The following is a 5,914-nucleotide window of genomic DNA, read 5'->3' on the forward strand; positions in this document are numbered from 1 at the left end:
GGGTCGCGGGTTCGAGTCCCGTCCGCTCCGCCACTTATTAAGAAGCCCTGCTAGTAATAGCAGGGCTTTTTTCGTTTGAGTTTCAATGAGCTGCTTAAGTCGTTTTAAGCTATCTCTATTGTAACTAGATTCCCTGTGCTTATTCCTTGATGTCCTCTTGAGCGCTGAAATTCTTTTGGTTTATGTTCATCGAACAGAGTAGCTGCATGAAAGGCGCTACTATCTCAATCAATAGCCATATGAAAACAACGTGTAGGCATATAAAAAAGCCAACACGTTGTGTCGGCTAATCGTCTAGTGTTGTGCTTTACAGAATCTGTTTGAGCACTCTATCGGCCTTAACTCGCGTTACTTTGCGCAGTAGTTTTTGTACCGCATCAGGGTAGTTTTCTATCTTCTCTAGTTGTTTGTAGGTACAAACAAGTTGAGTATGTCGAAGGATGTTGTCGATCTCTTGCTCAAACTTAGGTGTTAAGTGGTGATAGTGATCTTGGATGAGAATGGCATTCTCGAGATCGAGCTTCCATGCTCTTGGATTTAAGTTATTACCAGTGATCAACATATAGCGCTTATCCACCCATACGCCTTTTAGATGGAAGCTATTCTCTTCATGTTTCCAGAGATGGATAGAAAGATTTCGACTGGCAATATGGGCTTCATTTACTTTGGCAAAACGGCGTAGATTAAGCTCATATAAATAAGGTAAGCCGCCGATTGTCTTGAAGGTTTGCTCTGGGGAAATATAGAAATCGTTTGCCGTTTTATCGCCAACGACAATGTGAATTTTTACACCCCGTTTCAATGCTTTCTTAACTTCTTTAGCGACACTTTTTGGAAAATTGAAATACGGAGTGCAGATAAAGACTTCATCTTTAGCATGAGCGATCAGTTGGTTAATATTGTGGTTGAGTTTATTTCGACGCTTTCCAATACCTACCAGTGGCGTCAAAGCCACTTGATCGGCTGTTGGGATCTGTGACTCAAACTCATAGTTTGCTGTTGCTAGAGAGGCTCTAAATTGCCGAATGTCAGTTTTGATATCTTTCGTCGTTGGCTTCGATGTGTTTGATAAGTCATTGACAGCAGGATGACTTATCATTTTTTGCTGAATAAATTGTACCATGCTATCGGCAAGAGATTGATTGTCGATGGTGTGATAGCGGTCGAATCGATAGCGCTCTTTGTGATGCAAATAAACGTTATTAAGGCTTGCTCCGCTATAGATCACCTGGTCGTCGACAATAAAACCTTTGAGATGTAAAACACCAAAAACTTCGCGACCTCGCACGGGGATGCCGTATACGGGAATGGCGTGTTCGTGGTTCTGAGAGAACTCTTGATACATTGAAGCATTGCCTTCCGAAGCGGCCGCACCAATTAATCCACGTTGCGCTCTATGCCAATCAACGCAAATCGCAATATCTAAGCCAGGGTTTCTTTGCTTGGCATTATATAGCTCCGTTAAAACTTCTCTGCCTGCTTCGTCATCTTCTAAATACAGCGCTACAAGATAGATTCGTTTACTTGCCTGACGGATCGACTGGATCAGATGATTTTTAAATTCTTTTGCCGAAAATAAAACTTCAAAATGATCCGGTGATTGTGCGATGGTCGGCAATCGCTCGAATGGGTTTCTATGAGCAATCATATTGGATGATTTACCTTACTTATTTGCAAAATTGCGAACTGGGGATATTACCAAATTCAACGGTTCAATTGCTAGAAAAGCCGCGCATTCTCGTCATACTAGCCTAGGTATCTCATAGGAATGAGATCTTTACCACTGGATACATAGCGCTCAAACCGTTGCATAAGAGCTATTGGTAGTTCTTCTGTCATTATGGAGTGAAAACCATGACGAGCATAAAAGGGCTCAAGATGAGCGTATGCGAAGCAATAATCCTGATTATTGAGAATATTCTCGCTGCAATAATTGAGCAACTGCGACCCAATCCCTTTTTTTTGGTTTTCTGGCAGCACAAGCATGCCAGTCAGTAATCGATATACATCAATATTTTTAAATCTGACAACAGCAGATATCTGCCCATCGAGCGTGCCTATAACGCACAATTCATCTTTCCTAGCTTTTGCTGAAGGGTAATGTTCTTTGTACATTCGCTTGATCAAAGGAAGTTTTATCGGGGGGAGTATGTCAAATTGTAGTTGCCACATTTCTTCCTGCTTCGAATAGTTATCTGTTGTAGAATGGCGTGAGTTTAATTTATCCATAGAATGCCATGCAATTACATCCCAATGCGAGCTTAAAAAAATACCACACTTTTGGCCTAGAACAATCTTGTCAATTATTAGCTGAAGTTTTCTCTGTGCAAGATTTGGTGGAAATTTACCAGAGCGCAGAATGGCAGACTTTGCCTAAGTTGATGTTAGGAAAAGGTAGCAATGTCCTTTTTACTTGTGATTTTCAAGGAATGGTTTTAAGCAACCAACTGAAAGGGTTACAGCACACGCAGGATGATAATTATCATTATTTGCATGTTTCTGGTGGTGAGGATTGGCCTTCACTTGTTGAATGGGCTGTGAAGCAAAATATTGCAGGTCTTGAAAATTTGGCTTTGATACCTGGTTGTGCAGGTTCTGCTCCTATCCAAAATATTGGCGCTTATGGTGTAGAGTTTCAAGATGTGTGTGATTACGTTGATTATCTCTGTTTAGACTCCTTAACCGTCAAGCGCCTGAGCGCCAAACAATGTCTATTTGGTTATCGTGATTCTATTTTTAAGCACGCTTTGCACAGCAACGCGATCGTTGTAGCGGTAGGACTAAAGTTATTGAAGCAGTGGCAACCCGTACTGAATTATGGACCTTTGCAAGAGCTGGATAGTCACACCTGCCAAGCTATTGATATTTATAAACGGGTATGCGCTACTCGCAATGCCAAATTACCCGATCCGCGGGTGCTAGGTAACGCAGGAAGCTTCTTTAAAAATCCAATTATTAGTTTAGAACATTGGCAGGCTCTTCTTGAGAGTTATCCCGATCTTGTTTCTTACCCCGTGGAAGAAGGCAGAAAAGTAGCGGCTGGGTGGTTGATTGATCAGTGTGGGCTCAAAGGGTATAGCTTAGGTGATGCTCAAGTGCATCCGAAGCAAGCTTTAGTGTTGGTAAATAAAGGTAGCGCTACAGCCTTTGATGTTATTCAACTAGCGATTAAAGTTTGCATAGCAGTTCAGGATAAATTTTCGATATCTTTAGAGCATGAAGTCCGATTTTTAGATGCGATTGGTGAAACGAACCTTGAGCATCTTGCTAAGGAATTAAAGTGAAAGAGCACAGTGTCAAACTATCATTACTTCGTCATCTGGCCAGTGGCGAGTTTTGTTCTGGTGAGTTGCTAGGAGCAGAACTTGGTATTTCTCGCGCTGCAGTAAGTAAGCATATTAAAGGGATTCAGGAGTGGGGAATTGATATTTTCCGCGTCCAAGGCAAAGGCTATCAGCTTGCTCAATCACTGAATCTACTTGATGCGACACAGATCCAAAATGCCGTGCGTAACCCTGTCGAGCTTTTCCCCATTATCGATTCAACCAACCAATACCTGTTAGAACGTGTAGATAACCTTGTTTCGGGCTGCGTTTGCTTAGCAGAGTATCAGGCTAATGGACGGGGTCGGCGTGGGCGTCAGTGGATATCGCCTTTTGGCAGCAATCTTTATGTTTCCATGTACTGGCGGCTCGACGCGGGGATGGCGGCCGCAATGGGGCTTAGCCTTGTGGTCGGGGTCGCGATTGTGGAAGCGCTAGCAAGCATCGGATTTGACGGTGTAAAGCTTAAGTGGCCGAACGATCTCTATTTTCAGGATAGAAAGCTGGCGGGCATTTTAGTCGAAATGACAGGGCAGGCTGGCGCAGCGGCACATTTAGTGATTGGGATGGGAATGAACATTTTCATGCCCGAAAATGAGCAAGCCATTGACCAGCCATGGGCAAGTTTGTCGCAGGTAGCCGACGGTCTGAAAATAGACAGGAACTTGCTCGCTACTGTCTTTATTCAATCATTAGACCAAGCGCTACGTGATTACGAGCTTTATGGGATGAAGGATTTTATACCGCGCTGGAATCGACTCGATAACTTTATTGGTCGAAAAGTTAAACTGCTTATGGGCCCCAAAGAGGTCTATGGTGTGGTGCACGGGATCAACGAATATGGAGCGGTGTTGCTAGAAACAGAGAATGGAATGGAGAGTTACATTGGTGGTGAAATATCGTTACGCAAGGCAGAGTAACCGCTTTACCAAACTATTTTCTTAGTAGTATCTCTTCCACAGTATGATTGAGGCCTTTACGCAAAACTAACTGAGCGCGCTCTTTGGTCGGTAAAATATTATGTTGTAGATTTTTACCGTTGATCGAGTGCCAAATGCTCTCAGCTTTTTCTCTCGCCTCTAGCTCAGACAGTTTTGTGTAGTGGCTAAAGTACGATCCCGTCTCCTTAAAGGCGCTGTGACGAAACTTCATAAAGCGTTCAACATACCACTTTTCAATAAGTTGACTGTCCGCATCGACATACAGTGAGAAATCTAAGAAATCAGATATAAACACTCGATGTGGATCGTGTGGATAATCCATGCCGCTTTGCAAGACGTTCAATCCTTCGATGATCAACACATCTGGCCTATCGACGACTTTCTCTTCAGTGGTGATGTCATAAGTAAGATGTGAATAGATCGGCGCGCTTACATTTCTTTTTCCTGCTTTAACATCCGACACAAACTGTACCAGACGTTTCATATCATAAGATTCAGGAAACCCCTTTTTCCCCATAATTCCTCTTTCATTAAGAATTTTGTTGGGAAAAAGAAACCCATCTGTCGTAATCAGTTCAACTTTGGGATGATTCTCCCAGCGTGAAAGAAGCGCTTTTAACAAACGCGCCGTGGTACTTTTCCCAACGGCGACACTTCCTGCGATGCCAATGATAAAAGGAGGCGATATATCGGTATTACCGAGAAATTGATGCAAAACCGCATTTCGGCTTTGTCTGGCGGCCACGTATAAATTAAGTAAGCGAGCCAGAGGCAGATAAATCTCAGCCGTTTCTTTCATCGTTAGGTTTTCATTAATACCTTGTAGCTCTTTTAAGTCAGCCTCAGAGAGAGTCATCGGGACAGAGTTACGTAGCTCGGCCCATTGATTGCGATCAAAAGAGATATAAGGACCCATAAAATACCTAACGATGAATGACAGAAAAAAGAAGAGGATGAAACATACATTAAGGTGAAAAGAATGGAAATGCCTTAAACGATAGAATTGAGTGAGAAAACGCATTTTGCTTGAAAAAGCAACGAACAGGCGAGATTTATGGAAAATTGGTTTTTTTTTAATATTTAGGCTTGCAAGGCTGAGCATCATTCAATAGAATGCGCTCCACTTATGCCGACTTAGCTCAGTAGGTAGAGCAACTGACTTGTAATCAGTAGGTCACCAGTTCGATTCCGGTAGTCGGCACCATTCTTTTTCGAAAGAATGAAGAAAAAATTTGGAGGGGTTCCCGAGTGGCCAAAGGGAGCAGACTCACCATATTCTTAAGGAAATAGCTCTCAGAGTTACGTGTGCGGGCATCGTATAATGGCTATTACCTCAGCCTTCCAAGCTGATGATGCGGGTTCGATTCCCGCTGCCCGCTCCAATTTTTGAGTGCTGATATAGCTCAGTCGGTAGAGCGCACCCTTGGTAAGGGTGAGGTCCCCAGTTCAACTCTGGGTATCAGCACCAGCTCTCCAAGCAATTATCTCCTTTTGATATATACTCCTTACCAATAATTTTGGTTGCGTGGTCATCAAAGCCACCTAAATCCGTACCTAGAGGGACAACTCATGTCTAAAGCAAAATTTGAACGTACGAAACCGCACGTAAACGTTGGTACTATCGGCCACGTTGACCACGGTAAAACAACT

General features: G+C 43.1%; 5 protein-coding genes and 3 tRNA genes. 5 read left to right on the forward strand and 3 right to left on the reverse strand.

The annotated features are described in order from the left end of the window. Positions 1–307 precede the first annotated feature (307 nt). Together pssA and AACR75_RS02820 are read right to left on the reverse strand one after the other, a co-directional pair. Entirely contained in the window at positions 308–1,648 is a 1,341-nt protein-coding gene (gene pssA, locus AACR75_RS02815) for a CDP-diacylglycerol--serine O-phosphatidyltransferase (RefSeq protein ID WP_047691668.1), read from the reverse strand. Positions 1,649–1,746: 98 nt separating this feature from the next. Beyond that, positions 1,747–2,229 (reverse strand): GNAT family N-acetyltransferase, encoded by a 483-nt coding sequence (locus tag AACR75_RS02820; protein ID WP_013857960.1) that lies wholly within the window; start codon positions 2,227–2,229, stop codon positions 1,747–1,749. Positions 2,230–2,237: 8 nt separating this feature from the next. Between AACR75_RS02820 and murB the strand changes: the two genes are divergently transcribed. Together murB and birA are read left to right on the forward strand one after the other, a co-directional pair. Then, positions 2,238–3,284, forward strand: a complete 1,047-nt coding sequence (murB, locus tag AACR75_RS02825) for a UDP-N-acetylmuramate dehydrogenase (RefSeq protein WP_010318970.1) — start codon at positions 2,238–2,240, stop codon at positions 3,282–3,284. Beyond that, entirely contained in the window at positions 3,281–4,243 is a 963-nt protein-coding gene (gene birA, locus AACR75_RS02830) for a bifunctional biotin--[acetyl-CoA-carboxylase] ligase/biotin operon repressor BirA (protein WP_047691670.1), read from the forward strand. Before murB ends, birA begins: the two co-directional genes overlap by 4 nt. 13 nt (positions 4,244–4,256) lie before the next feature. On the opposite strand, the gene coaA is transcribed toward birA, so the two are convergent. Continuing rightward, entirely contained in the window at positions 4,257–5,180 is a 924-nt protein-coding gene (coaA, locus tag AACR75_RS02835) for a type I pantothenate kinase (protein ID WP_010318972.1), read from the reverse strand. A 212-nt stretch (positions 5,181–5,392) separates the two neighbouring features. Between coaA and AACR75_RS02840 the strand changes: the two genes are divergently transcribed. From AACR75_RS02840 to AACR75_RS02850, 3 genes are all read left to right on the forward strand, one after another. After that, a tRNA-Thr gene (locus AACR75_RS02840) sits at positions 5,393–5,468 on the forward strand. 103 nt (positions 5,469–5,571) lie between these two features. Continuing rightward, a tRNA-Gly gene (locus AACR75_RS02845) sits at positions 5,572–5,646 on the forward strand. A 10-nt stretch (positions 5,647–5,656) separates the two neighbouring features. Beyond that, positions 5,657–5,732, forward strand: a tRNA-Thr gene (locus tag AACR75_RS02850). Positions 5,733–5,914 lie beyond the last annotated feature (182 nt).

It is taken from the genome of Vibrio sp. ZOR0018 (assembly GCF_963865925.1).
Lineage (GTDB): Bacteria > Pseudomonadota > Gammaproteobacteria > Enterobacterales > Vibrionaceae > Vibrio > Vibrio anguillarum.

Bases quoted from the DNA above. Each gene is read 5' to 3' on its own strand.
- pssA (WP_047691668.1), bottom strand. From the start codon at position 1,648: ATGATTGCTCATAGAAACCCATTCGAGCGATTGCCGACCATCGCACAA.
- AACR75_RS02820 (WP_013857960.1), bottom strand. From the start codon at position 2,229: ATGGATAAATTAAACTCACGCCATTCTACAACAGATAACTATTCGAAG.
- murB (WP_010318970.1), top strand. From the start codon at position 2,238: ATGCAATTACATCCCAATGCGAGCTTAAAAAAATACCACACTTTTGGC.
- coaA (WP_010318972.1), bottom strand. From the start codon at position 5,180: ATGGGTCCTTATATCTCTTTTGATCGCAATCAATGGGCCGAGCTACGT.